Origin of the sequence: Streptomyces sp. NPDC001714 (assembly GCF_042892755.1) — a bacterium.
Classification (GTDB): domain Bacteria; phylum Actinomycetota; class Actinomycetes; order Streptomycetales; family Streptomycetaceae; genus Streptomyces.
The window spans coordinates 13,424-37,176 of the sequence record NZ_JBIAUL010000031.1 but is presented as its reverse complement, the minus strand read 5'-3'; the positions used below and the strand labels follow the sequence as shown (position 1 = coordinate 37,176).

General features: G+C 67.4%; 22 protein-coding genes and 3 pseudogenes. 13 read left to right on the top strand and 12 right to left on the bottom strand.

Annotation, left to right across the window (positions count from 1 at the left end):
- Positions 1-130 precede the first annotated feature (130 nt).
- Positions 131-457: a hypothetical protein gene (locus ACFY0P_RS46655; RefSeq protein ID WP_388928473.1), complete on the bottom strand. Its 327-nt coding sequence runs from the start codon at positions 455-457 to the stop codon at positions 131-133.
- Between the two features lie 422 nt (positions 458-879).
- Here ACFY0P_RS46655 and ACFY0P_RS46650 point away from each other — a divergent pair, with 422 nt between their 5' ends.
- Positions 880-1,002: a hypothetical protein gene (locus tag ACFY0P_RS46650; protein ID WP_388928471.1), complete on the top strand. Its 123-nt coding sequence runs from the start codon at positions 880-882 to the stop codon at positions 1,000-1,002.
- A 108-nt stretch (positions 1,003-1,110) separates the two neighbouring features.
- Here the strand turns inward: ACFY0P_RS46650 and ACFY0P_RS46645 are convergent, their stop codons facing one another.
- Positions 1,111-2,016, bottom strand: a complete 906-nt coding sequence (locus ACFY0P_RS46645) for a LysR family transcriptional regulator (RefSeq protein ID WP_388928469.1) — start codon at positions 2,014-2,016, stop codon at positions 1,111-1,113.
- Positions 2,017-2,162: 146 nt separating this feature from the next.
- Between ACFY0P_RS46645 and ACFY0P_RS46640 the strand changes: the two genes are divergently transcribed.
- From ACFY0P_RS46640 to ACFY0P_RS46630, 3 genes are all read left to right on the top strand, one after another.
- A complete protein-coding gene (locus ACFY0P_RS46640; RefSeq protein ID WP_388928467.1) occupies positions 2,163-3,281 on the top strand; it encodes a PrpF domain-containing protein in 1,119 nt (372 codons plus the stop codon).
- Entirely contained in the window at positions 3,278-4,675 is a 1,398-nt protein-coding gene (dctA, locus tag ACFY0P_RS46635; protein WP_388928465.1) for a C4-dicarboxylate transporter DctA, read from the top strand. Before ACFY0P_RS46640 ends, dctA begins: the two co-directional genes overlap by 4 nt.
- A gap of 408 nt (positions 4,676-5,083) precedes the next feature.
- Positions 5,084-5,302 carry a transposase family protein gene (locus tag ACFY0P_RS46630; RefSeq protein WP_388928463.1) on the top strand — a complete coding sequence of 73 codons (219 nt, stop codon included), beginning with the start codon at positions 5,084-5,086 and terminating at the stop codon, positions 5,300-5,302.
- Positions 5,303-5,716: 414 nt separating this feature from the next.
- On the opposite strand, the gene ACFY0P_RS46625 is transcribed toward ACFY0P_RS46630, so the two are convergent.
- Complete coding sequence (locus ACFY0P_RS46625; protein ID WP_388928461.1) at positions 5,717-6,523, bottom strand: HD domain-containing protein; 807 nt, start codon at positions 6,521-6,523, stop codon at positions 5,717-5,719.
- Positions 6,477-7,676 (bottom strand): RNA-guided endonuclease InsQ/TnpB family protein, encoded by a 1,200-nt coding sequence (locus ACFY0P_RS46620; protein ID WP_388928459.1) that lies wholly within the window; start codon positions 7,674-7,676, stop codon positions 6,477-6,479. The genes ACFY0P_RS46625 and ACFY0P_RS46620 overlap by 47 nt, the downstream gene beginning before the upstream one ends.
- 51 nt (positions 7,677-7,727) lie before the next feature.
- Here ACFY0P_RS46620 and tnpA point away from each other — a divergent pair, with 51 nt between their 5' ends.
- Entirely contained in the window at positions 7,728-8,156 is a 429-nt protein-coding gene (gene tnpA, locus ACFY0P_RS46615; RefSeq protein ID WP_388928457.1) for an IS200/IS605 family transposase, read from the top strand.
- 189 nt (positions 8,157-8,345) lie between these two features.
- Here the strand turns inward: tnpA and ACFY0P_RS46610 are convergent, their stop codons facing one another.
- Positions 8,346-8,678, bottom strand: a complete 333-nt coding sequence (locus ACFY0P_RS46610; RefSeq protein WP_388928455.1) for a PadR family transcriptional regulator — start codon at positions 8,676-8,678, stop codon at positions 8,346-8,348.
- A 577-nt stretch (positions 8,679-9,255) separates the two neighbouring features.
- Between ACFY0P_RS46610 and ACFY0P_RS46605 the strand changes: the two genes are divergently transcribed.
- Together ACFY0P_RS46605 and ACFY0P_RS46600 are read left to right on the top strand one after the other, a co-directional pair.
- Positions 9,256-10,035: a methylenetetrahydrofolate reductase gene (locus ACFY0P_RS46605; protein ID WP_388928453.1), complete on the top strand. Its 780-nt coding sequence runs from the start codon at positions 9,256-9,258 to the stop codon at positions 10,033-10,035.
- 273 nt (positions 10,036-10,308) lie between these two features.
- Entirely contained in the window at positions 10,309-10,800 is a 492-nt protein-coding gene (locus tag ACFY0P_RS46600; protein WP_388928451.1) for a nucleotidyltransferase domain-containing protein, read from the top strand.
- Here the strand turns inward: ACFY0P_RS46600 and ACFY0P_RS46595 are convergent.
- Both ACFY0P_RS46595 and ACFY0P_RS46590 read right to left on the bottom strand, forming a co-directional pair.
- Positions 10,719-11,312: a transposase gene (locus tag ACFY0P_RS46595; protein WP_388928449.1), complete on the bottom strand. Its 594-nt coding sequence runs from the start codon at positions 11,310-11,312 to the stop codon at positions 10,719-10,721. The genes ACFY0P_RS46600 and ACFY0P_RS46595 overlap by 82 nt on opposite strands.
- A gap of 547 nt (positions 11,313-11,859) precedes the next feature.
- A complete protein-coding gene (locus ACFY0P_RS46590; protein WP_388928447.1) occupies positions 11,860-12,582 on the bottom strand; it encodes a hypothetical protein in 723 nt (240 codons plus the stop codon).
- Positions 12,583-13,013: 431 nt separating this feature from the next.
- Here ACFY0P_RS46590 and ACFY0P_RS46585 point away from each other — a divergent pair, with 431 nt between their 5' ends.
- Together ACFY0P_RS46585 and ACFY0P_RS46580 are read left to right on the top strand one after the other, a co-directional pair.
- A complete protein-coding gene (locus tag ACFY0P_RS46585) occupies positions 13,014-13,196 on the top strand; it encodes a hypothetical protein (protein ID WP_388928445.1) in 183 nt (60 codons plus the stop codon).
- Positions 13,193-13,534 (top strand): annotated as a pseudogene (locus ACFY0P_RS46580) ((4Fe-4S)-binding protein); the annotation flags it as partial. The gene ACFY0P_RS46585 and the pseudogene ACFY0P_RS46580, both read left to right, overlap by 4 nt.
- Before the next feature lie 189 nt (positions 13,535-13,723).
- On the opposite strand, the pseudogene ACFY0P_RS46575 reads toward ACFY0P_RS46580, so the two are convergent.
- From ACFY0P_RS46575 to ACFY0P_RS46565, 3 genes and pseudogenes are all read right to left on the bottom strand, one after another.
- Positions 13,724-13,939: pseudogene (locus tag ACFY0P_RS46575) on the bottom strand (transposase); the annotation flags it as partial.
- Between the two features lie 112 nt (positions 13,940-14,051).
- The gene (locus ACFY0P_RS46570; RefSeq protein ID WP_388928443.1) at positions 14,052-14,573 is read right to left on the bottom strand and encodes a VOC family protein; all 522 of its coding nucleotides are present in this window, start codon (positions 14,571-14,573) and stop codon (positions 14,052-14,054) included.
- Between the two features lie 354 nt (positions 14,574-14,927).
- Positions 14,928-15,677: an SDR family oxidoreductase gene (locus tag ACFY0P_RS46565; protein WP_388928441.1), complete on the bottom strand. Its 750-nt coding sequence runs from the start codon at positions 15,675-15,677 to the stop codon at positions 14,928-14,930.
- Positions 15,678-16,098: 421 nt separating this feature from the next.
- Here ACFY0P_RS46565 and ACFY0P_RS46560 point away from each other — a divergent pair, with 421 nt between their 5' ends.
- Positions 16,099-16,680, top strand: a complete 582-nt coding sequence (locus tag ACFY0P_RS46560) for a TetR/AcrR family transcriptional regulator (RefSeq protein WP_388928439.1) — start codon at positions 16,099-16,101, stop codon at positions 16,678-16,680.
- A gap of 223 nt (positions 16,681-16,903) precedes the next feature.
- Here the strand turns inward: ACFY0P_RS46560 and ACFY0P_RS46555 are convergent, their stop codons facing one another.
- Positions 16,904-17,731 carry an alpha/beta fold hydrolase gene (locus ACFY0P_RS46555; RefSeq protein ID WP_388928437.1) on the bottom strand — a complete coding sequence of 276 codons (828 nt, stop codon included), beginning with the start codon at positions 17,729-17,731 and terminating at the stop codon, positions 16,904-16,906.
- A 522-nt stretch (positions 17,732-18,253) separates the two neighbouring features.
- Here ACFY0P_RS46555 and ACFY0P_RS46550 point away from each other — a divergent pair.
- Entirely contained in the window at positions 18,254-19,744 is a 1,491-nt protein-coding gene (locus ACFY0P_RS46550) for an FAD-dependent monooxygenase (RefSeq protein ID WP_388928435.1), read from the top strand.
- A 51-nt stretch (positions 19,745-19,795) separates the two neighbouring features.
- Here the strand turns inward: ACFY0P_RS46550 and ACFY0P_RS46545 are convergent, their stop codons facing one another.
- Positions 19,796-20,803 carry a TDT family transporter gene (locus ACFY0P_RS46545; protein ID WP_388928433.1) on the bottom strand — a complete coding sequence of 336 codons (1,008 nt, stop codon included), beginning with the start codon at positions 20,801-20,803 and terminating at the stop codon, positions 19,796-19,798.
- 300 nt (positions 20,804-21,103) lie between these two features.
- Between ACFY0P_RS46545 and ACFY0P_RS46540 the strand changes: the two are divergent.
- Together ACFY0P_RS46540 and ACFY0P_RS46535 are read left to right on the top strand one after the other, a co-directional pair.
- Positions 21,104-21,780, top strand: a pseudogene (locus tag ACFY0P_RS46540) (cysteine hydrolase family protein).
- A gap of 232 nt (positions 21,781-22,012) precedes the next feature.
- Positions 22,013-23,458, top strand: coding sequence for an aldehyde dehydrogenase family protein (locus ACFY0P_RS46535; RefSeq protein ID WP_388928431.1), 1,446 nt, complete (start codon positions 22,013-22,015; stop codon positions 23,456-23,458).
- Positions 23,459-23,753 lie beyond the last annotated feature (295 nt).

The window sequence follows — 23,753 nt, the reverse complement described above, 5'->3', positions numbered from 1 at the left end:
TCCTCGAGGCCCGCTGCCCGATCGCCGACGGCGTCGCGGACGCCTCGCTCACCACGCCGGCCCTCCTTGCCGACCGTGGGCTCTGAGTCATGACAGCCCGCAGGGACGCCGCGGCACGCGGGCACCTGTCTCACATCCCGCGTCTCTGCCGGCCCTCGAGTTCCCGCCGGGCAGCAAACGCCTTCGCCAGCACCCTGGCCCGGTAGGGATTCGCAGCGTCCAGGGCCGACGCCACCGCAACCGCCTCGTCCAACAGCGCCAGCCGCTGCCCGGGCAGCTCCCGCACCAACCACGACGCGCTGGCCTCCACCAGAACGTACGCCAGCTTCGACCCGTACACCTCCGGCTCCACCTGCGTCAGCAGGCGGTAGATCCGCAGCCCTTCGGCGCCGCGTACCACCCGCCGGTTGGCACCGAGCAACTCGACCCTCGCCCGCATGACCATGTCCTGATCCATCGATCCCCCTCCGTTCCCCCACCCCCACCGGCACCCGTCCCACCACGAGACAGCACGACGAACGCGTCGACACCCCACAGGGGATGCCGACACGGACGTCGGAGAGTGGATGACGACGAGTCTGCGGGCCGGCCATCACTCCGGACAAGCCTGAACGGACGTGCGCTCGGTCCTACCGCAAACCACGCCCGAGCAGGCATGATGGACCTGACACTCACTCAAACCCCCGGCCTGGGTGATCGAGGCACCTGCAGGCCGGGGCCGGGCCGGCAGCATGCGGCTGTCCCGGAAGACGACCGGGAGCTCGCACCAGCCCACGGTCTGGTCGATGGGCTCGTCCGGGAGGGTGGGGGTGCGGCGGCCCAGGCAGTAGCGATCTCGATGTTGGTCAATACGAGCAGGGCGCGCAGGAGCGTAGTGGCGTGACGGACGTGCAGGCGGAGCTTGGTGAGGATGCGCCAGTTCTTCAGGTGGGCCACCCCACGAGCGCCGTCAAGTACGTGCAAGCCGCGCACCCGGACAAGGCGCTGCCCCGGATCCGCTGACAGGGTTGCTTGGCGCCGCCCGTTGCCCACGTCCAACACCGAAGTGCGGGGGCCTGGGTTCCCCGTGGTGAGCGCGACGGTTCCATGACCGGCGGGCGTGGTTCGGTGTCAGAGGGTTCGGGCCGCAGCGGCGCCGCGGAGGAGTCCGGCGAAGGCCAGGGCGGCGGGGGTGAGCGAGTGGTCGGCCATGCGAACCAGGAGGATGCGGCGGATGGGGGCCGGCGGCTGGAGGGGCAGGACGTTGACGGCGGGTCGGATGCCCTCCAGGGCCAGGGTGGGGGCGAGGGCGACGCCGATGCCGGCGGCGACCATGGCCTGGGCCTCCTGGTAGTCGTGGGCCTCGTAGGCGATGTGGGGCTCGAAGCCGACGGCGCGGCAGCCGCGGACCAGGGCCTCGGCCACCGGGTGATGGTCGGCGCGGGTGATCCAGGAGTCGTCTGCGAAGTCGGCGAGTGAGGCGGCGTCACGGCCGGCGAGTGGATGGTGGTCGCTGACGAGAAGGGCAGGCGGGTCATCGAGGAGTGGGGTGACGACGATGTCCTCCCGGTCGATTCGGCTCCAGTCGTAGTCCCACATCAGCGACATTTCGACCTCCCGGTTCTCCAGCATCGTCCAGAGTCCGGCGATGCGGGCGCTGCGGACAGTCAGCCGTACGTCGGGGTGGGCGTCCCGGAAGGCGATCACGGCCTGTGGGAGGAGCGAAGCGCCGACGGTGGGGAAGGTGCCGATGCGCAGGGTGCCCGCGCGCAGGCCGGCGTAGTCGGCGAGTTCGTTTTCCGCGGCCTGCAGTTCGCGTTCGATCCGTTGCCCTCGTTCGGCCAGCGCCCGTCCGGCGTCGGTGAGGGTGACGCCCCGGGCGTGGCGTTCCAGCAGGGGCTGTCCTGCCTCCGCTTCCAGGCGGCTGACCTGCTGCGATACCGCTGACGGGGTGTAGTTGAGGGCACGGGCGGTCGCGGTCACCGAGCCGCGCCGGGCGACCTCCGTGAACAACAGGATGCGCCGGACGTCGAGCATGCCACCACCTCCAGCGTTCACTTGAGCTTAATAGCCATGCAGATTTCCGAGATTGTACTTCACGCTGCTGTAACCCACCGTGGAGGACACCACGCACGGCGAGACCGTCGGCGGGCTTTCCCTTCCACGTCTGTGAGGAGTCAGTTGTGCTGCGTCTGCAGGGCGAGATGATCCGCGGAGGAACCAGCAAGTGCTGGATCTTCGACCACCGCGACGTGGTCGCCACGGGCGTGGACGTCGATGCCCTGCTGCTCGCCGCCTTCAACGCCGCCGACCCCCGCCAGATCGACGGCGTGGGCGGCGCTTCCTCCACCACCTCCAAGGCCGCCGTCGTACAGGCGTCGTCCCAGCCCGGTGTGGATGTCGAGTACGCCTTCGCACAGGTCGGTATCGGCGACGAGCGCGTGGAGTGGGCCAGCAACTGCGGCAACTGCGCCACCGCCGTGGCCCTGTACGCCGTCCACCACGCTCTCGTGCCGATCGCGTCGGACACCACCACGGTCCGCATGCTCAACGTCAACACCGGGGCCCGCCTCACCGGCACGATCCCCACCCCGGCGGGCGTGGCACCGGAGCAGGGCACGGCCCTGGTGCCGGGCACCGCGGCGCCGGGCGTGCCGGTCCTGCTCGGGTTCCAGGACCCGGCGGGCTCTACGACCGGCAACGCTCTGCCGACCGGCCGGGCGCTGGACGAACTGACCGGCCCGGACGGCCCCGTCGAGGCGTCCCTGGTGGACGCCGGCGCGCCGGCCGCGCTGTTCGAGGCCAAGGCGTTCGGCCTCGACGGCACGGAATCCCTCACCGCGTTCGCCGCCGCAGTGCCCGCGCTGACCCTGCTACGCCGCCAGGCAGCGCTGGCCATGGGCCTGGCCCGCGAGGGCGATCCGGTCAGCCACGCGGTGCCGAAAGTGGGCATCATCGCCCGGCCTGCCCCCTATCGCACCACCCAGGGCATCCTCGTCGACCAGGACGAGTACGACCTGGCCGTGCGCATGGTCTCCATGCACGCCCCGCACCCGGCGATCGGCCTCACCTCCGCCGTGGCCCTGGCCACGGCCGCCGCCACCCCCGGCACCCTCGCCCACCGCGTCGCCCGGCAGACCGCCGACGGCACGCTGCGCCTGGGCACCCCCGCCGGCGTGATCACCACCCAAGCCGTCCCCGCACCGGACGGCGCGTCCCCCACGGTGCTGCTGCACCGCGCCGCCCGGCGCATCGCCCGAGCCGAACTCCTCGTTCCCGTCCTGGAAGGACGCCCCGCATGAGCCGCAACGACGCCGCCCCGGGTACCGTCACCGCACCACCGGGCCGCATCCGCCGGATGCTGTCCCACCTGTACATCCAGTGCCTGATCGCCGTCCTCCTCGGCGCCGCCGTGGGCGGGCTGTGGCCGTCGGTCGGCGCTGACCTCAAGCCGCTGGGCGACGGCTTCATCGCGCTGGTGAAGATGTTCATCGCGCCGATCATCTTCTGCACGGTCGTCCACGGCATCGCCTCCATGGGCAACGCCCGCGCGGTCGGCCGCGTGAGCCTGAAGGCTCTGGTCTACTTCGAGGTGCTGACCACCGTGGCCATGGTGATCGGCCTGGTCGTCGTCAACGTCGTCAAGCCGGGCAGCGGTCTGCACGTCGACCTCGCCACCCTGTCCACCAAGGGCCTGCCGCCGGAGGCGACCACGGCCCACGAGGGCTTCGCCGAGTTCGCCCTCGCCATCATCCCGGCCACCCTGGTCAGCGCCCTGACCGGCAACGAGATCCTGCCGGTGCTGCTGGTGTCGGTGCTGTTCGGCTTCGGCCTGCACGCCAGCGGGGAGGCCGGCCTGGGCATCGCCCGCGGCATCGAGAAGTTCTCCACGGTCCTGTTCACGCTCATCCGCTGGATCATGCGGCTCGCCCCCATCGGCGCGTTCGGCTCGATGGCCTTCACCATCGGCAACTACGGCCTGGGCACCCTGCGCCACCTGGCCCTGCTGGTCGGATCGTTCTGGCTGACCGCCCTCTTCTTCGTCCTGGTCGTCCTCGGGACCGTGATGCGCCTGAACGGACTGCGGCTGCTGCCCTTCCTGCGCTACATCAAGGAAGAACTGCTGATCGTCCTGGGCACCTCCTCCACCGAGCCCGTCCTGCCGCGCATGATGGCCAAGCTCCAGCACGCGGGCGCCTCGAAACCGGTCGTCGGCATCACGCTGCCCGCCGGGTACTCCTTCAACCTCGACGGCACCGCCATCTACCTGACCATGGGCTCGGTCTTCCTCGCCCAGGCCCTCGGCATCGACCTCAGCCTCACCCAGCAGCTGACCATGCTCGCCGTCATGCTGCTCACCTCCAAGGGCGCCGCAGGCGTCACCGGCTCCGGCTTCATCGCCCTGGCCGCCACCCTCAGCGCCGTGCCGCACGTCCCACCCGCCGCCCTGGCACTGATCTTCGGCGTCGACCGGTTCATGTCCGAAGCCCGCGCCCTGACCAGCCTGGTCGGCAACGGCGTCGCCACCCTGGCCGTCGCCCGCTGGGAGGGCGAGCTGGACGAGGACCGCGCCAAGGCCGTCCTGCGCGGAGAGATCCCCTACGCCCCCGCCCCCGCTCCCTCCGCGGTGACAGCCCAACCCGATCCGAAGGAGACACCCGCACCAACCCACGACCCCGTCCCCGCCGCACACTGATAGTGCGTGGGCGGGCCGGCCCGGAGCAGATACTCCGGGCCGGCCCGCCCACGTCTCAACAGGACGTCGTACTCGCCGCCCGGGCTGATCAGGAACGTTTGACCCTCCGGTACGCCCAGTCCTCCAACCACTGCTCAAGTCCGGCGAACGCCGCACTGAACTCCCGCATCGTCTGCCGTTCAGGTGATCAGAGATCCACGGATTCCCCGACGGAGTACCTGTCCGTACGATCCGGGCGGGAGGTGCGTCAGGTGGCCGGGGATACAGAACCGGACCTTCACGGACTGATCACGGCCCGCAAGGCCGAACTGCAGCTGCAGGCAGAGAAGTTGAGCCAGCAGCTTCATCCGCGCCCGGCGCCGCACAGGAGCGGACAACCGCCGCGACTACAGCGGGAGACACAACCCCGTGGTCATCACCGGCTCCAAAGCCGCCCGCACCAAGCCACTCATTCCTGCGAGGAAGCAGGTCAATAAGCTGATCGCGTCTGTCCGCGCGGCCTGCGAGCACGCCTTCGCGCACCTGAAGAACTGGCGCATCCTCACCAAGCTCCGCCTGCACGTCCGTCACGCCACCACGCTCCTGCGCGCCCTGCTCGCATTGACCAACATCGAGATCGCGCGCTGACAGACGATCTCGACGCCAGACAATCGCCCCCGACCAGCACGAGGACACAACCCACCACACACACCAGCCCCGTGACCAGCGAATCCAAGCTGGCAGACGTTCAATGCCACCAACGCGCCCAGTCACAGGGGGCTGCCTGCCGGCGAGGTCAGGAGCTGCCGTTCCGGGCAGGCGGAGACGACGCGCTGGTGGATGGGCCTGGGCGTGGACTGGCGGGGTTGCGCCAGGCCTGGATGAGTTGGACCAGGCGGCGGGCTGGTGTCTCGCTCGGGAGGAACAGGACGAGCACGAGCAGGACGAGCATGCTTGCCGTGAGTCCTGTGGCCATCCAGGCGGGTGGGCCTGCATCCACAAGGGCTGTCCCGAAGGCGGCCGCCGCCCCGAGCAGGCCGCCGATGCGGGCCGCCCAGCTCCTCATCGTGGTTCCTGGCAGGCAGGGCGGCGCAGGGTCAGGGACAGGCGGGGCGTGCTGAGCAGCACCCGGAAGGTGAAACAGGTGCGGGTGCGGCGGGTGGGCAGAACGGCCAGTTCCGCCTGCCATTCCTGCCGCCATCGGGCTCGCTGTGTGCCGGGCAGCAGCAGGGTGAGCAGGGACAGCACGCGGATGGTGACGGCGAACGCGGCGGGTGCCGGCTGGAGCACGGCCGCGGAAAGGTCGTCCAGTTCACGGCTGACGTCGGCCAGGCCTGCCGCGCGGGCCAGGGGTGCGAAGAGTTCGATGGTCTCGCGGGCTTTGCCGTGTTGCTTGGCCGGGTCGACGAATTCGATGGTGCGCATGTTGTGGAGTCGGTCGGCCAGGCGGATGACCAGTACCGCCTCGTCATGCAGCGGCCGGGCGGCCGGCTGTGCCGCGTCCGGGTGGAGCCGCCCGCGCGGGGGGATCGCACGCAGATCGACGGTACTGACGTCTGCCACCAACCGGGCGACATCCGATCCGAATTGCTCAGCCAGACGGCCCGGCGGACACGGTGTGTCATCGATGATGTCGTGCAGCAGGGCGGCGCAGACCACGGGCGGCGGCATGCAGGCGCCGGCGACGATGCACGCGACGGCAAGGCAGTGAGTCAGGTACGGGTCACCGCTGCGGCGGGTCTGTCCCGCGTGCCAGCGGGCGGCCGCCTCGTCGTGGGCGAGCTCGGTGACTCCTCCCCCTCGTGAACGAGGGGGCTTCTCGCTATGCCAGTGCGGCTTCGCGACGGACCAGCCCGGCCCGTAGGACATTGATGGCGCCCACCGTGTCAGCGTGCGCGTTGTGCCCGCACGAGACGCAGTGGAACTTCTCCTGCGTGGGCCGGTTCTCCTTGGCGGTGTGCCCGCATTCGGGGCACCGCCGGGAGGTGTTGCGGGGGTCCACCGCCATCACCTGCCGTCCGGCTCCTTCCGCCTTGGCGGCCAGGATCGCGAGGAACACCCCCCATCCGGCATCAGAAATCGAGCGGTTGAGCCCGGTCTTCGCTCCGGCCCCGTTGGGCAGGAAGTTGCCCGGCTGTTCAGGGTCCGGCTTCGGTGCGGGGGTCTTGCCCATGTTGCGGATCTTGAGGTCTTCGTGCGCGATGAAGTCGTGTTCCCGCACGAGACCGAGCGCAGTCTTGTGCGCGTGGTCCAGACGCTGACGGCGCACCTTGCGGTGAAGTCGGGCGACGGTCTCCACGGCCTTGCGGCGGCGCTTCGAGCCTCGCTTGCAGCGACTGAGGGACTGCTGTGCGGCTTCAAGCTTCGCGGAGGCCTTCCGGCCGTGGCGGGGGTTGGGTACGAACTCGCCGTTGGAGTCGGCAAGGAAGTTGGATATACCCATGTCGACGCCGACCACACTGCCGGTCACCGGAAGCGGCTCGGGTACGGTCTGCTCGGCGGTCAGGACGACGTACCAGCGGCGCCCTTCACGCTTGACGCTGATCGTCTTGACCTTGCCGATCACGGGCCGGTGCCGGTGCACCTTGACGTGCCCGATGCCCTGGAGCCGGACGCGGGTGACGGGGTCGTGCGGGGTGGAGTCCCAACGGCATCCGTCGCCGTCCTTGGGGAAGTCCACGGTGTCGAACCGCTTGCCCGACCTGAAACGCGGATAGCCCGGCGCGTCTCCTACCATCACCCGCCGGAAGAACGCAGTGAACGCCTTGTCCAACCGGCGCAAGGTGGCCTGCTGAGACGAGAACGACCAACGCCCGTGACGCTCCGGGTCGAAAGCGCGGATGTCCTTGAGCTGGGCGGACTGCTGCCCGTACCGGACGGTGGTCTTCGAGGCGTGTCGGTAGGCGTCGCGGCGTTCCTGCAACGCTCCGTTGTAGAGCGAGCAGTGATCGCGCAGCATCTCGGCGAGCGCGCCCGCCTGGCCCACGGTGGGCCGCATGAGGAACTTGTACGCACGGATCATCCGGCTCACCCCGTCCCTGGTCAGCTTCGAAGATCCTACTACGCTTGGCGTATGCCACCACGTTGGGAACCAAACCTCGATATCCGCACTGGCCGTCACGTCACCTACAACCTGCATGCACACTTGGTGTTCGTCACGAAGTACCGGCGCGGCGTCTTCGACGACGGCATGCTGAAGCGTTGTGAAGAGATCATGCGTGAGGTCTGCGGCAGTTTCGAGGTGGAACTGCGGGAGTTCAACGGCGAAGCCGATCATGTGCATCTACTGGTGCACTACCCGCCGAAGGTTGCCCTGTCGAAGCTGATCAATAGCCTCAAGGGCGTGAGCTCCCGGTATCTGCGGGCTGAGTACACCGGCCGCATCAACCGGATCGGGATGGGCTCCGTCTTCTGGTCCCGCTCCTACTTCGCCGGCTCCTGTGGCGGCGCACCGCTCACCGTGATCCGTCAGTACATCGAGCAGCAAAAACGTCCTCTGTGACCTGCGCGTCAGAGCGGTCCTGAGATGCGTTTCCCTCCCCGGCTGAAGCCGGGGATACCCACGCAAGATCAGGGATGGGAGCGAGGTCGGCATCGGGGTGGTGTGCACGCACGACGCCCAACAGCCCTGCGAGGGACGGCCTGTTGCCATGGCGCACGCTCAGCCCGAGCACTAACCGGAGTCGGGCTTTCATGACGCTCCCCCATCGCCGACCGGGTGCACGGCCGCCCAGCCCGGCAGCGGCTGCCTACGGGCGCGGTAGGCACGGGCGAGGGCCAGGCGGGCCTGTTCGGCGCCGTCCTCGCTGATCCGGTAGAAGCGGCGGCGGGGCCGGCCGGCTTCCTCGTGGACGGCCGGGTCCTCCCAGGTACTGTCCACCCAGCCGACCTGTTCCAGCCGCGCCAGGATCGGATAGATGGTGCCCGACGGCAGCCCCGCCAGCCCGCACAGCTCAAGGCCGTAGCGCTCCTTGGCGGGATCCTCCAGCAAAGCCCGCAGCACCAGTTGGGTCTGCAGGGTCATACGCGGACTCCCCATACTCGTACTCTACATAGCCTATATACGACACGTCTAGAGAACGTGACGGTCCCCCCTGGTTCTGCTCCCAGCAAGGCGGAGCGCCACCCCGACCAACAGCCGGCTCGCGCCGGCGCGGCCGTCGACGGCTGCAGTGCGCTCCTGACGGCCGTTGAGGACCGTCTTGGCCGCGACTACGCCGCATGGTTGACCGTGCTCGACAAACTCGCCATGTGGAGGGGACACGCGGGTGACCCGGCAGAGGCCATCCATCTCCTGACTCGGATGCCGGACGGCGCTCGTCGGCTGCTGGGTGACCAAGATCCCGTCGTCCAGTCGTTGAGGGCAACATCGCCCCCTGGTCCGGCCAGTTGCCGACGACTGCCGCATCGCTCCATCAGCCGCGGGAACATCAGATCTCCCTCGGCACTGAGCCCTTTCCAGTCCGGGAGGCAGCCGATCCGTGCCGTCCGCGTCGTCCGACGAGCCTGGGATGATGACGTCCCTGGCGGCGCTAGGGTCCCGTCCCACGCGCTGGCCCGAACTCTCTGAGCCTCAACCGAGGCGTCGATAGGATCCGGGCATGGCTGATCGTCGTTTCGAGCTGATCTGTGAGGTCGAGCCGCCCACTCGCCCCGACCTGACCCGCGTACGTCACCAGATCGGCGTATTGAGCCCGATCGCCGACTCGTTCCTGATCCCCGACAACCACATCGGCCGGGCGACCGTGTCGAGTGTCGCGGTGGCTCACGAAGTCCAGGCCATGGGCGCACGCTCGATCGCCTGTCTGAACTCGCGGGATCGTAACTTGCTGGGTTTCCAGCGCGACCTGTTGACGGCCGCCGCTTATGGGGTGGAGCGGTTCCTGTTCGTCCACGGCGACAAACCCAGTGCGGGAGGCCGAACCAGCGAGCTGACCGTCCGCGCCATGATCGAACAGGTGCGGGCAGCGGAGCAGGACCCGGCATTCGGCGGCTGCGGCCCCTTCCGGGCCGGGGTCACCTCCGGGCTGCGTCCGCTGCCCGGGTGGAAGAGCGCTGCCGACTTCGTCTTCGCCCAGGTCAGCTACTCGTTGGAGAGTCTGCTGCGCTGGCGCGACAGCGTCTCGCTGAGCGTGCCGGTGTATGCAGGGGTGATGGTACTGGCCAGCGCCGGCATGGCCCGCAACCTCGCAGCCAAAATCCCCGACATCGACATCCCCGGCCAGTTGGTCGCAGACGTGGAACGCGACCGCGACGCCGGCGTCGCAGCAGCATGCGAACAGATCCTGGCCATCCGCGACAGCGGCGCATTCGACGGTGTCCATCTGGTGCCGGTCAGCCGGTATCGGCAGGTCGCCGCGCTGCTGGAACGTGAACTGTGACCGGGGACTGAATTCTCAGACGAAGGCCGAGCAGGGCCGCGGACCGGACGCTGAGGACCCCTTTTCCCCGCAAGCCCCCCGGCGTCGCCGAAACTCGGCTCTGGCACAGATCTTGGGGAGCGGTCGCGGAGAGTAACTTGCCGAGCCCCGGCCAAGGGCCGAAGGCCGCTGAGTCGCAGACGTAGCGCGCCTCCCCTGCGCGGGACATGCCCTGCTTCTTCCGAGAGAATTGACTCGCTGCCTGACGCTGACGCTCCTAGCCTGCGTCGGGTGATGACAGCTGATGACGTGTTGTTCGTCCTGGCCCTGTTACAGCGAGCTGAGGCTGATGTCTGGGTCGGTGGCGGATGGGGAATCGACGCTCTGATCGGCGAGCAGACCCGAGACCATCGCGACTTGGACTTGATGCACCGGCAAGACCAGGAAGCCGCCGTGCTGACGGCCCTCTCAGCGGCAGGTTTCGTGGAGAGCCTGAACTGGAGGCCCATCCGGTTCGTCGTGAAGGCTCCGGACGGCCGGGAGATCGACCTTCATCCGCTGGTCTTCAGTGATGACGGCTCTGCGGTGCAGGCGTCACCTGACCCGCAACATCCCTTCGCCTATCCCTCGTCCTGCTTCTTGACGGGCACCATCCGGGGAACGCTCGTCCCGTGCTTGTCCGCCGAACAGCAGGTCTACTTCCATCAGGGGTACGAACCGACGGAACGCGACCGCCAGGACATGGCGCAACTCCGCCGCGTCTTCGGGATCGCCACGCACTTTTGATCCACGTCGAAGCGGGGGCAAGACAGGCAGTGCTCTGAGATCTTGGCGAGCGACAACGGAGGGTTATTGGAGCAGGATCGACTTGCGGAGTAGTTCGAATCCGGCGCGTCCGTAGAGCTGCCTTTGATCTTCTTGATGCGGTCAACGGCGCCTTCCGTACCGCCGGAGCTCCAGTGAAGGGTGAGGCCGGCGGTCACGGCGTCGAGGTCTCGGAGCAGGTGGAGTGCGCAGCCTGTGAGGCCGGGCAACTGGCTGGCTTCGACGGCGTCGATCCAGGCCGGGAGCGTGGAGCCGAGGCGGCAGGTGAGGATCTCGCCGAAGTTGCGGACGCCTTCGGCGGCGGCATCCAGTTCGGGGCAGCGGGCCAGTACGTCCTTCATCGCGGCGTGCTCGTGTTCGCTCAGGGCCGCGGGGTGGCGGGTGAGCCAGCCGGTGACCCGCCGCACGGTCGGCGGAGGCGGCGGCGCCTGCGGCGGTGCGGCGCGCAGGGTGGCGATGTAGGCGCGGACCATCTGGTACGTGACGGGGGCGTTCTCGGCGATCAGCTCGCGGTGCAGGCGGGTGACGTTCGTGCAGCCTGCGGTGAACCGCCGCTCCAGGCAGGGCCTGTAGGGGTCCAGTCGGCTGGGGCGGGGTCGGTTCTCAACATCGGGCGAGCACCCAACACGGTCGACGCGTACGGACGGGCGGTCGAGGACCACCTGCGGTTCTGTGCAGCTGAAGGCATGGACCCGCTGCTGGCCCGCGCGGACACCGTCGCCGAGCGTGTGGACTGTCCGGGCAGGACAGTTCGTTCGTGCCGGTGACGTCCCGGGCCTGAGCCGCCTGTGTGGAACGGGGTGAGCAGGTGTGAGGGGCCCGGCCCGGCGAGCGCCGGAACGCTCGCCGGGCCCTTGGTGCCGAAGCGTGAGTGAGCGCCACACGTATATCCGATTCACCGGGCGACCGGTTCGAACGCGGGCCTGCTCCGGAGGTCCTGTCCCTGCGCCACCCGAACGGTCGAACGCAGCACGAGTGGCAACACTGCTGTCGCTTTCGGACAGTAGGAACCATGAACCGTCACCGGCGCCCATCCCGGCGTGCCCCGTGGATCGCGGGCGGTGCAGCCGTGCTCATCTTCGGTGGCATCGGCATCTGGGCCTTGGTGACGCAGGAACACGGCACGCCCCGGCCGACGCCGTCGGGACTCACACTGCCCACGCCGCCCCGAACACCGACGCCCATCCCCACTCCGTCCAGCAGCCCTCCCCGGCAACCGGCGCCGTCCAGCAAGCGACCCCAGCCGACACAGGGCAGGACGACAGCCGCCCCGCAGCTCCCACCGAAGCCGACGCCGCCGAAGCCGGTGCCGACTCCGGCACGGTCCGCGGTGGCCGAGCCGCCGGTGACGACCCCGCCGACGGCCATCCGGGTGTCACCAGTGTCACCAGTGCCGCCGATCTCGCCAGTGACACCGACGGGGCCCCCGAGCGTGCCGTCCACGCCGCCTGCGACACCGCCCCCGGCATCGCCCGCGACGCCGCTTCCGAGACCGCCGTCGACACTGCCTGCGACACCGCCCGCGACACGGCCTCCGAGAGTGCCGTCGACACTGCCTCCTCCGTCGCCCGCGACGTCGCTGCCGAGGCCGGGCTCGACACTTTGGTACACGAGCCCGGCGGCGACGGCTGCCGCCAGGCGTATGGCGGCCGCCGGGGTGGTCGGGGACCCTGCCTGCTCCCTGTCGGCTTTCGGCCGGCCGGATCCGGCGCTGATCCCGAACGGCCTGACGTCGGTGGGCACCGGACAGGCCGGTGGCTACTGGTGCCTGATCTGGCACCGAGACCCGTGACGGTCAGCCCCGAGCGCCGGTGCCCGGCAGGGTGTCGTCCGCCACGTCGCGGAGCCGTGATGGGCGGTGACGCCCAGCTTGGGCAGCGCCTGTTCGGCGTCCCGGCGTGCGCCGGGCGGCTCGCCGAGCAGGGCAGCGCAGCGCAAAGACCGTCGCGTCGAGCGCACGAGCGGGCCTCGGCCCACCGGCCCTGCTCCAGCCAGGCCCAGCCGGCGGCACAGCCCAGTCCGGCGGGGAGGGGCCAGGGGCCTGCCAACGACCGAACGCCTCGCCGAAGCGTGCTTGCGCTTGCGCGTGGTGAAGGGCATCGACCTCGTCGAACTGCCCGCCGCCGAGTCCTGCTGCGGGCTTCGGCGGCATCTTCGCGCCGAAGAACCCGGACGTGTCCAGCGCGATGCTGGCCGACAAGATGCGCCATGTCCTGGACACCGGCGCCGCATACCTGTGCGCGGGCGACAACTCCTGCCTCACCGACATCGGCGGCGGCCTGTCCCGGCTGCGGACCGGCGTCGGCACCATGCACCTGGCCGAGATCCTGGCCTCCACCGAAGGGAACCTACGGTGAGCGGCGCCGACAACGTCGTATGGCTGGGCACCCCGTCCTTCCCCGAGGCGGCACGCGCCGCGCTCGCCGACACCCGGCTGCGCGCGAACCTGCGCCGGGCCACCGGCACCATCCGGGACAGGCGGCTGGCGGTCACCGCCGAGCTCGACGACTGGGAGGACCTGCGGGAGAGGGCGGCTGCCGTCAAGCGCCGCACCCTGCGCCACCTCGACCGCCATCTCCTGCGGCTGGAGGAGACGGTGACCGCCGCCGGCGGCACGGTCCACTGGGCGGCGGACGCAGCCGAGGCGAACGCCATCGTCACGCGGCTGGTGCGGGCGACCGGCGAGAGCGAGATCGCCTTGTTCCTCGCGCGCTCCCCTTTTTGCGAGGCTGCCTCCTCCAACGCGGCCAAGGTCTCTTCGCTGACCCGCATGCCGGCCGCGTCGTGATGCGCCCGCGTAGTCGTGGAGTGCACGCCGACCAGGGACATGTCGTCTCGTCCCTGCGGCGGCCTCGGCGATCGCCTCGTCCAGCAGGGTCCGAAAGACGCCCGCGTCCCGCCAGCGCATGAAGCGGTTGTAGACCGCCTGCCAGGCACCGAACCACTCGGGCATCTCCCGCCACCGGCTGCCGGTACGGAACCGCCAGATCACCCCCTCGAACCGCTCACGCAGCCGCTCCGGGTACGGGCCGAACCTGCCGACCGGCAGGAACGGCCCGATGAACTCCCATTCACCGTCGGTTAGTTGCGCACGCGTCACGCCACAGTCCTACCGGACCGACACCCCACCCCGGGCCTGATCACAACCACAGGCAGCCCATAGCGGGCAGGCTGCGCAGCAGTAGTGGACCGCGGTGCTGCGCGCACAGGGCTCAGGCGCGGAGCTGCATGTATTCGAAGACGGAACCGTCCGGGTGGCGAGCAACGACTCTGGTGCCGTTGGGTACTTCGTTGGGAGCTTCAAGGATTTCGGCGTTCGCCTTGCCGAGAGCCTCAAGAACGGGGGCCAGGGAGCCGACGATGACGGTTCCGTTCTGCGAGACATACTTCTCAAGGGGGCCGGAGTAGAGCAGGAATGGTCCTACCAGTGCCAACTCAAGCTCACGGTAGGGGAATCGACGGACTTCCGTTTCTCCGGTCAGTTCCTGGTAGAGCGGGATCGCGGTGTCAAGGTCATCCACCTCAACGTTTGCGACCATTGCATGGATATTGTTGCTCATTTCAGTGCTTCCTTTTGGGTTGCGGTTTCGGTATAGACGTAGTCGCCCCCCGCACGGCGTCGTGCGCCATCCCGTCCCGATGGAGTTCATCAGTCCAACGGCCTTCGCCGTGGCATCAGTGGCTTCCGCGCCAAGCAGGCCGGCAAACTTCTCGGCAATCTCGCGGGTGGCCATGAACCCAGATTCGTCGCGAGGGGCCGTAGCCCGTGCGCCGTCGTCCGAATAGGTGCGAGGTTTGGAGGCCGCATATTGCGACATATGAGCCGCAGTCTCGCCATCGATCCACAGACATATGAAACGAATGGACGATAATGTCGCGCAGGTCACCGTCACGGCCGTTCGTGGTCGTAACAGTGATTCCCGTCCTGGCGGACTGCTGTCACACTCATGCCGAGAATGCAGGAACGGAGGGGGGACCCTATTCGAGCAGTCTACTGATGAGGAGTGCGTGTTGCTCAAACCGACGATCACAGCCCGGGAACAGGGCGCGATCCTTCAGCAGAACCGAGCGGACCGCCAGTGATGCGATCAGATCTGGTTGAGTCCGCCGTCCACGAACAACTCCGATCCGGTGACGAAGCTGCTTTCGCTGCTGGCGAGGAACAGAGCGGCGGCAGCGGCCTCGTCGGGGTGTCCCATCCGGCCCAGTGGCACCTTGCTCGCGAAGACGTCCCGCATTCTGGCGGCCTCGGTGGCGTCGGCAGCCAGTCCATTGATGCCCGGTGTGACGATCGGCCCGGGTACCAGGGTGTTCACCCGGATGGCCCGGCCCCTGAGTTCGTTGGCCCAGGTGCGGGAGAAGGAACGGACGGCGGCCTTGGATGCGGCGTACACGCCGAAGGCGGCCTCGCCCGAAGTGGCCGCGGTCGATCCGGTCAGGATCACCGACGCGCCGTCGCTGAGGAACGGAATTGCCTTCTGGACGGTGAAGAGCATCCCCCTGACGTTGGTGTTGAACGTCGCGTCGAAGTGCTCCTCGGTGACCTGTTCGAGAGCAGCGAATTCGCCGCCACCTGCATTGGCGAACAGCACGTCGATGCTCTGCCCCCGCTCGGCGACGGCCGCGTAGAGGCGGTCGATGTCTCCGAGGTCGGCGACATCGCCCCTTACCGCGGTGGCCCCGTGGCCGATCTCGGCCAGGGCGGCGTCGAGGGCCTCCTGCCGGCGCCCGGTGATGAACACGTGGGCGCCTTCGCGCGCGAACCGCTTGGCAGTGGCCAGGCCGATTCCGCTGTTGCCTCCGGTGACGACGGCCGTCTTTCCGTCAAGCTGTCCCATGATCATTACTCCTGTTCGGCGCGGACGTCGTCCGTGCACCAAGCGCCGCTAGCACGTCACAGCCCGCACGCTAGGCAGGCCCAGTTATGGACTATACGGTAAAGAACTTCGTTATGGACCGTACGGGCAAAAACGGCAGTGCGAGGTACACCACTCGCCCCCGCGGGCGATGGCCGCACAGAGGCGGCCGCAGACGGGCGCTCTCAGTCCTGAGGCAGCCCCACACTGAACGGCAAGGCAGGCCGGCGCGCGACCCGCCCCCCTGGGGGCTGTCGCAGGCGATGGCAGGCTCGGAATCGCGCGAGCCTCTTCGCCACCCCCGCCCCGGGAGCCCGACCAGCTGCGCACCCGACTGATCACCTGATGGCCTCAGCACCGATAGATCTGGACCGATGAGTCAAGAAGGGCGTAGGCTCTCCTCATGGGACGGCCTCGAAAGTTCGACGAAAACCAGGTCCTGGAGTCCGTACGCGAGCAGTTCTGGAATCAGGGCTACGGGGCTACGTCGCTGCAGGATCTGACGGATGCCACCGGGCTGGGCAAGGGAAGCCTGTACGGCGCCTTCGGTGACAAGCGGCAGCTGTTCTTGCACGTGCTTGACAGCTACCGCACCGAGCAGCTGAACAGCATCCGGGCGATACTCGCCGGTCCCGGTGCCGCCGTCGAACGCCTGACTCTCCTCGTGGAGGGCGTAGCCAAGGGATTTGCGGAAGACCCGCTGCGGCGCGGATGTCTCCTGGTCAACAGCACGTCCGAGCTGCACAGCAACGAGCCCGATGTCGTCTCACGATCCAGAACCACGTACCAGGAGGTCGAAGACCTTCTGATCGCATGCGTGAAGGAAGCCCAGCAAGACGGATCCATCAAACCGAGCGCCGACCCCCAGGAACTCGGGCGCCTGATCCTTGCCGTGATGCAGGGCATCGAGTTCCTCGCCAAGACGGACATGGACGACGCGGCTCTTCAGCAGATTGCCCACGCCGCGCTCAAGCTCCTCGGCTGACATTCCAGGTGGGCGCATGCACCATCTGGTACCGCACGGCCCGCCCCAGGTCCGTGCGCCAGCTCGTGGAGAAGCGGCCGTGTCGTCGGTGCCGGCCCCCCTCTACCGATCCCGATGCGCCAGCCAGGACGTCGGCAGGTACAGACGCAGGTCGATCACGGTGCCGCCGCCACGCGGTGTTTGGTGAGCACCGCGGGCGGCAGACGCCCCCTGCGTCTCGGCGCTAACTGCGCGCGAACTCAAGCAGGTCCTTGTTGAAGGTCTCGGCGTACTTGGGCACCATCGCGAGGCCGTGCGGTGCGCCCTCGTAGACCTTGTACTGCGCGCCCTTGACGATCTTGGATGATTTTTCCCCGGCGGCGACGATGGGCACGATCTGGTCGTCGTCGCCGTGCACGATCAGTGTCGGCACGTCGACCTTCTTCAGGTCCTCGGTCGTGTCCGTTTCCGAAAACGCCTTGACGCAGTCGTAGGCGCCCTTGATTCCGACTGTCATGCTCCAGAGCCAGAACTCGTCACGCGTTCCCTGGGTGACGGTCGATCCCTCACGGTTTGCGCCGTAGAACGGGGCACTGAGGTCCTTGTAGTACTGGGAGCGGTCTGTAAGCACACCTTGACGGATCTCGTCGAACACCTCGATCGGCAGACCTTCGGGGTTGGTTTCCGTCTTGAGCATGAGCGGGGGGATCGCGCCGAGCAGGACCAGTTTGGCGACACGGGCCGTGCCGTGTCGGCCGATGTAGCGAGTGACTTCGCCGCCGCCGGTGGAGTGGCCGACCAGGATGACGTCGTGGAGGTCTTCGGCTTCGATGACAGCGGCCAGGTCGTCGGCGTAGGTGTCGAGGTTGTTGCCGTCCCAGGTCTGTCCTGAGCGGCCGCCGCCTCGTCGGTCGTGGGCGATGGCGCGGAATCCGTTGTCCGCCATGAGCTTCATCTGGGGGTCCCAGGCGTCGGCCGTGAGGGGCCAGCCGTGGGAAAAGACAACGGGTTGGCCAGATCCCCAGTCCTTGTAGAAGATCTGAGTGCCGTCCTTGGCAGTGGCGAAGGGCATGGTGTGCGTTCCTCTCGCAGCTCGCTCGCCGCTCCCTGTTTCACGCCGCCCGGGCTGTGACAGGAGAAGGCGCTGAGGTCACCATAATCACGAGGCATCGTTTCAGCGCGCTGGAAAGCACCGCACCGAATGTGAGCGGACTGGCAACGCCTGACAAGATGCGGAAGCACGCTGCGCATGGTGGACTGTAAGGCGTCATCGGCGTTTCCATGACCGCCCCGCTCCAGGCCGAGCCGAATGGGTGGGCTCTGGGACCTGTCAGATATCCCCGCCGTCTCGTGTCGACGGAAACACGTTCACCACCCGATCCGCTTTCTCGTGATGCGCTGATCCGCGAGTTTCGAGTGATCGTGGTGCCACATTGGGGTCAGGGAATCAGGTGCGGTTGAGGGTGCGTGATATCCGCCCGGGCAGGCGTGGGAAGGCGGACGAAAACAAGGCAATTCGTAACAGGATCAGCTGACCTGGACAGCCGGTGATCACCTGGCGTGCTGCTCGCTTGGGGGCACGCGGAGGAAAAGTATGGGTTCAGACATCGACGTACTGGTTGTCGGAGCCGGTCCAGCGGGGTTGTTGCTCGCGGGTGACTTGGCCGAAGCAGGGCTTCGCTGCACCGTCGTAGAACGGCGAGAAGGGGAGTCGAAGCTTACGCGTGCATTTGCCGTGCACGCACGGACAATGGAGCAATTGGACGCCCGAGGCCTCGCCGACGAACTGTTGCTGACCGGGATCCGCAACCCGGTTCTGCAGTTCTTGCGGATCGATCTGTCTCGGCTGCCGAGTCGCTACCCTCATGTGCTGGTGACCCCGCAGTACAACACTGAGCGCCTGCTCCTGTCTCGTGCCCAGGCGCACGGCGTGACCATCATGCGGGGCCACGAAGCAACCGGTGTCCAGCAGGACGAAACCGGCGTCGACGTAGCGGTGCGAGCGCCAGACGGAGCTGAGCGAAGCCTGCGTGCGGACTTCGTGGTCGGCGCAGACGGGCGCAACAGTTGCGTGCGCCGCTCACTCGGCCTTCCCTTCCCGGGCCGATCCGCGGTTCGCTCGATGATGCTTGCCGACGTGCGCCTGGCTGAACCACCGACGAAACCACCCACCGTGGGAGCGATCGGAGATGCCTTCGCCATTGTCGTGCCCTTCGGTGACACTTGGTTCAGGGTTATGGCGTGGAACCGCCGTCACCCGATGCCGGACGATGCGCCGGTCGACCTGGAAGAAATCCGTGAAGTTGCCCGCCGGGCACTGGGCAGTGACTTTGCCATGCACGACCCACGCTGGCTCTCACGATTCCACAGCGACGAGCGCCAATCGCCTCGCTACCGGGTGGGCCGGGTGTTCCTCGTCGGTGACGCCGCACATGTCCACTCCCCTGCCGGCGGTATGGGCCTCAACACCAGCCTCCAGGACTCCGCAAACCTCAGCTGGAAGCTGACAGCTGTTCAACGAGGCCGCGCACCGGACTCGCTGCTCGACAGCTATGAGAATGAACGGCACCCTGTGGGACGCAGGGTCCTGCGGATGAGCGGTGCACTGCTGCGCGGAGTCCTGACCACGCCGCGAGCACTGTGCGGAGTTCGTGATTTCTCAGCACGTACGGTACTCAAGACCCCTTGGGTGGCCCGACGGCTGGCCGGGGCGATTTCGGGACTCGACATTTCATACGCCTCCGCGGCCGACGCACATCCCCTCGCCGGAAAGCGGGCACCCGATGTCCCTCTGAGCGACGGGCGTCGACTGTACGAGGCACTTCGTGCCCGGCGGTTCGTGCTTGTCATCCCCAATGACTCCCCTCATCTCTCCTCGCTGATCAGCGAGTGGTCCGACGAAGTGGAGATCGTGTCCGCACGAGGCTCGACGAAAAAGAGTGTGCTGGTCCGGCCGGACGCCTACATCGCGTGGGCTGTCTCGGACGAGTCGCCTGAACGTCGCATCGACGCAACCCGCCATGCGCTGGCGGACTGGTGCGGCGGACAACCGGCGACCCCAGGAAGCAGGACTTCGCTCGTGTGACGCCTCCACCCGGTTTACGGTACGGCCGCAGGCGCGAGCCGAGCGCCTTCATCACTCCGCGTCCTCCTGTCGGTCCGCCCCACCGGAGCCCGGCCGGGCCGGCGCAGCGGGATACTCGGGAAGAAAAGTGCCTTGAACCATGCCCTTGACCGTGCGTGCAGCAAGTGCTGCATAGCCCATGGTGGAGAGTGCGAGGAGAACGTACACGATCACCTTCGAATGATCGACATCCTCGGCTCTCAGCCAGAGAATCACATCCGTGACAGCGGCGACATAGGTGAAAGCGAACGCCCAGTAGGGCGGCCCGAAAGGAGCCGTCCGATATGAGGGAATCATCGAAATCTGCACGAGTGCCATGAGCAGCGCGTAGCCTGCCAGCCCGCTCGCCACGAAATCCGCTCTTCCTCCGTTCATCGCAAACCAGACGTTCCCGGCCACGACAGGCGGAGCGAGCTCAATGGCGATGACGGGCAGCAGCCGGTTCGGCAGCGCGGGCTGCGTGAACAATCTGAGGAGAAGAATCGAGCCGAGGACGACCCAGCAGATGAACCCGAACCCGAACATGAGCTCGGAAAGCCTCACCCAGCCGAATGCTGCTGCCCCACCCGCCGCCAGCAGACCGCCGGCCACGGTAGGCAGAAAATAGCCCGGATGCCAGTCCACAAGTTTCATTTCGACGCGAATCCACGCACCGGTCAGCAATCCCCCTAGAATAACCGTGACGGCAAATGCGACGAGATAGATGTATTTACCGACTGTGTCCGCGTACGGCCTCAACGCGACACCGAGGAGCATGGGAACAATCGGCACCAGCGAAATGAACGGACCAGTAACCGGATGCGTGAACTCTGTCCCCAGATGTCCCCGAGAGCTGACATTCACCACGTAGGCCACCGTTGTCAGGAGCCACAGAAGACCGGCACCCAACCACAGAACGATTCCCGGCCATTCAGGCGTGCGCACCACGCTGTGCGCCACTGTCCACGCTTGAGCCAGCCCTGCCACACCAAAACTGATGCCGAAGAGATTCGGCGCCACCAGATACTTGCGGCCGGTCAAAGACATACTCCGTTCCGTGACCACCCTGCCCGGGTGCTGCCGTGCGTCTCCCCAGCGATCATCGCTTCCGCACGCACCCCACGCGAGGCGACGCTCTCGCTGGCAGGCGCGCGTGCAACTGATGCCTCACCGAAATCAGCTGCGCACGCAGCGCGCCAGGCACCTCTGCACGGGCCTTACCGCATGGAGTCAGCACCATTCGGGCCCTGCCCCGTCCACGATGATCAAGACCTCACAAAAATCTCGTGAAAGACGGGCCTCAGCATTTCAAGGACGGTCTGGCTGTCAGCGCGCGCCCAGATGCCTCGTCTTAGTATCTATACAAGCAAAGCGGCAAGGGAGGTCACGATGAACGCTCTGTCGTACGAACGGGGACGCGTAGGACTGCTGCTCATAGACACCGTCAACGACGTATTCTCCGAAGACGGGAAGGCATACAGGGTCTACAAGGAGGAATTCGAGCGAATCGGCACCCTCGAAAACCTCAAGACTCTCCTCGCGGGGGCCCGAGAGCAAGGTTTCCCAATATTCCATGCCCCCATGTCGTACACGGAAACCGACTACACGACCTGGAAGCACATCTCAGGCGTTCACCACGAAATGTTCGACAACCGCCTGTTCGTGGAAGGGAGCTGGGGAGCAGACTTCCACCCGGACCTCGCCCCCGCCGACGGCGAGATTGTCATCGCCCCTCACAAGAACATCGACGTTCTGGCCAATACGGACCTCGAAGTACAGATGCGGCAGCACGATGCGAGTACATCGCCGTCGCCGGCATGGTCGGAACTATGTGTGTGGAATCGACCGCCCGCAGTTGCATGGAACACGGCTTTCACGTCACGACCTTCACGGACGCGACAGCAGCCTTCGGCGGACGCCCTGCATACGACGCCATGATCCTGCGGTATCCGCTCATATCGCACGCGACTCTCAGCGTCGACGAATTCCTTTCTGCGACCAAGGCTGCGGGCACCTGACCCGCCGGCCTGCAGACAGCACCGGCTTCCAGGGGCAACGGCACGCCTACCGCGGTACCGGGAGCACGGGGAGTAGCGAAAGAAGCGGCCGGAAGGGAACCGGCCTTCCGGCGTCCGCAGATCAGACATCGCTACCTTTTGTACAAGTCGCCCCTGGCCGGGACGGTCCTACGGTGGGACCCGCTGACGGACACACGTCAGCACACCCCGAACGTTAGGGCCGTGACCGGACATGACTTCCCCCCGCGCCTTCTGGCTCGCCGGCCGCCAGGCCAGCGGCGAGACCAGACTGGCCGTGACCTCGCCCTGGACCGGCCAAGTGGTCGGCGAGCTCAGCATGCCGACCGATGATCAGGTCGAGGAGGCGGTGGCCGCCGCATACGCCGCTCGCGAGGAGTTCGCAGCAACCCCCGCCCACCTGCGTGCCGCTGCTCTCGACCACGTGAGCAAGCGACTCGTGGAGCGTACCGAAGAGATCGCACAGCTCATCTCCGCAGAGAACGGCAAACCGATCAAGTGGGCCCGCGGCGAGGTGCGCCGCTCGGTGTCCGTGTTCCGGTTCGCCGCCGAGGAGGCCCGCCGCTTCAACAGCGGCGAGGCTCAGCGACTGGACACTGACGCAGCAGGCCAGGGCCGTCTCGCGCTCACCCGCCGCTTCCCCAAGGGGGTGGTGCTGGGTATCACACCCTTCAACTTCCCGCTCAATCAGTGCGCTCACAAGGTCGCCCCTGCCATCGCGGCCGGCGCCCCGATCATCCTGAAGCCGGCGCCGAACACTCCCCTGTCCGCCCTGGTTCTCGGGGACCTGCTCGCCGAGACGGAACTGCCAGGAGGCGCGTGGAGCATTCTGCCGGTCGCCAACGACCGAATGCCTGACCTGGTGCAGGACGAGCGCTTGCCCGTCATCTCGTTCACCGGTTCCGAGAGGGTCGGCTACGCGATCATGGACTCGGTACCCAGGAAGCACTGCACGCTGGAACTCGGCGGGAACGGTGCGGCCGTCGTACTGGGCGACTTCGCCAGCGACGAAGACCTCGCCTATGCCGCCGACCGGATCGCCACGTTCTCCAACTACCAGGGCGGACAGTCCTGCATCTCCGTGCAGCGCGTCATAGCCGACGCCGCGGTGTACGACCGGCTGCTCCCCCGTATCGTCGCGGCAGTTGAATCGCAGATCACCGGGGATCCCTCGGACGACAGGACCGATGTGGGCCCGCTCGTCAGCGAGGACGCCGCGTGCCGCGTCGAGTCCTGGGTCGACGAAGCCGTCGTCTCCGGTGCCACCCTCTACACGGGTGGCAAGCGCGATGGCGCCTCGTATGCGCCTACGGTTCTCGCGGATGTTCCGGCTGACACAACACTGGCCTGCGAGGAGGTCTTCGGACCAGTTCTCACGGTGCTCAAGGTCTCCGGCGAAGCCGAGGCTTTCGCGGCAGTGAACGACTCCAAGTACGGCCTGCAGACGGGCGTGTTCACCCACGACCTACAGGCGGCATTCCGGGCCCACCGGGCTCTGGAGGTCGGCGGTGTCGTAGTCGGTGATGTCCCCTCCTACCGCGCCGACCAGATGCCCTACGGCGGCGTCAAGCAGTCAGGTGTCGGCCGAGAGGGAGTGAAGTTCGCCATGGATGACTACACCTACGAACGCGTGCTGGTCCTCACCGATCTCGCCCTGTAAGCCCACCGATTCGGCTTCAGGGAATGATCCGTGGGGCTTGCCCCGCGCGAGTCAGGGCAAGCGATCCGCCTACGACGCCGACGATGTGTGCGTCGCCACCGACGCACAGGCGGGAAGCGCATTCCTCGATCCAGACTCCACGACGCCCACCAGGCAGTACGGCGGCCCGCCACCACCGCGGATGTGGGTGACAGGCCGGACAACGGACGACGATACGCGGCAGCTCTCCAGCGGCACGCCAAGGACAGGCGCAGCCGCCGGAGTGCCGGTCCGGGGCGGCCGACACCCTCTCTCA

What these genes read in the sequence shown, in the direction of transcription:
- tnpA (WP_388928457.1), top strand. Translation starts at nt 7,728, where the DNA reads ATGCCACCACGTTGGGAACCAAACCTCGATATCCGCACTGGCCGTCAC.
- ACFY0P_RS46550 (WP_388928435.1), top strand. Translation starts at nt 18,254, where the DNA reads ATGGGTTCAGACATCGACGTACTGGTTGTCGGAGCCGGTCCAGCGGGG.
- ACFY0P_RS46605 (WP_388928453.1), top strand. Translation starts at nt 9,256, where the DNA reads ATGGCTGATCGTCGTTTCGAGCTGATCTGTGAGGTCGAGCCGCCCACT.
- ACFY0P_RS46555 (WP_388928437.1), bottom strand. Translation starts at nt 17,731, where the DNA reads ATGCCCTTCGCCACTGCCAAGGACGGCACTCAGATCTTCTACAAGGAC.
- ACFY0P_RS46595 (WP_388928449.1), bottom strand. Translation starts at nt 11,312, where the DNA reads ATGGTCCGCGCCTACATCGCCACCCTGCGCGCCGCACCGCCGCAGGCG.
- ACFY0P_RS46620 (WP_388928459.1), bottom strand. Translation starts at nt 7,676, where the DNA reads ATGATCCGTGCGTACAAGTTCCTCATGCGGCCCACCGTGGGCCAGGCG.
- dctA (WP_388928465.1), top strand. Translation starts at nt 3,278, where the DNA reads ATGAGCCGCAACGACGCCGCCCCGGGTACCGTCACCGCACCACCGGGC.
- ACFY0P_RS46560 (WP_388928439.1), top strand. Translation starts at nt 16,099, where the DNA reads ATGGGACGGCCTCGAAAGTTCGACGAAAACCAGGTCCTGGAGTCCGTA.
- ACFY0P_RS46625 (WP_388928461.1), bottom strand. Translation starts at nt 6,523, where the DNA reads ATGTCCTACGGGCCGGGCTGGTCCGTCGCGAAGCCGCACTGGCATAGC.
- ACFY0P_RS46565 (WP_388928441.1), bottom strand. Translation starts at nt 15,677, where the DNA reads ATGGGACAGCTTGACGGAAAGACGGCCGTCGTCACCGGAGGCAACAGC.
- ACFY0P_RS46645 (WP_388928469.1), bottom strand. Translation starts at nt 2,016, where the DNA reads ATGCTCGACGTCCGGCGCATCCTGTTGTTCACGGAGGTCGCCCGGCGC.
- ACFY0P_RS46570 (WP_388928443.1), bottom strand. Translation starts at nt 14,573, where the DNA reads ATGGCCACCCGCGAGATTGCCGAGAAGTTTGCCGGCCTGCTTGGCGCG.
- ACFY0P_RS46610 (WP_388928455.1), bottom strand. Translation starts at nt 8,678, where the DNA reads ATGACCCTGCAGACCCAACTGGTGCTGCGGGCTTTGCTGGAGGATCCC.
- ACFY0P_RS46600 (WP_388928451.1), top strand. Translation starts at nt 10,309, where the DNA reads ATGACAGCTGATGACGTGTTGTTCGTCCTGGCCCTGTTACAGCGAGCT.
- ACFY0P_RS46655 (WP_388928473.1), bottom strand. Translation starts at nt 457, where the DNA reads ATGGATCAGGACATGGTCATGCGGGCGAGGGTCGAGTTGCTCGGTGCC.
- ACFY0P_RS46535 (WP_388928431.1), top strand. Translation starts at nt 22,013, where the DNA reads ATGACTTCCCCCCGCGCCTTCTGGCTCGCCGGCCGCCAGGCCAGCGGC.